General features: G+C 71.2%; 1 protein-coding gene. It reads right to left on the bottom strand.

What is annotated here, in order from left to right:
• The coding region (locus AC1D15_RS36485) for a M16 family metallopeptidase (RefSeq protein ID WP_477829930.1) at positions 1–542 on the bottom strand (542 nt) is incomplete at both ends.

Genomic DNA, 542 nt, shown 5'->3' with positions numbered 1-542 from the left:
GCATCGTCGCGTTCTGCTTGTCGGGCGTCGGCAGCACCACGCGCTGCGGCGGGATCGGCACCAGCGGCTGCAGCACGCGCGCATACGGCTCGGCGTTCTGCCAGCCGGCGAACGCGGCCTGCAGCGCTGCCTTCACCGCCGGCACATCCATGTCGCCGGCCGCGCCGAACTCACCGTGCGCCGCGCTGTAGAAGCGCTGGTGGAAGGCCTGCACCTGCGCGAGCGTCAGGCCGTTCACGTCCTGCACCATCTCGTCGAAGCTGCGCACGTAGCGCACGTCGCCACGCGGGTACGGGTTGCCGATGCGGCCGAGCGCGTTGTCGACCACGCTCTCCGGCTCCTTGCGCTGCTGCTCGATCGCGGCCAGCGTCTGGCGCTTCAGCTCGTCCAGCGCGTCGGCCGGCAGGCTGGCGTTGCGCAGCAGGTCGGCGACCAGCGCGATCGCCTGCGGCAGCGTCTCGCGGCGTGACAGCAGGTTGACGCTCACGCGCCCTGGCCCGCCGCTGATGCTCATTTCGGTCTTCAGTTCGTCGAGCCGGTCC

This window comes from Rhizobacter sp. P2_H2 (assembly GCF_056403375.1).
Note: the sequence above shows the minus strand (reverse complement) of the source record. Positions and strands in the feature narration are given on the sequence as shown.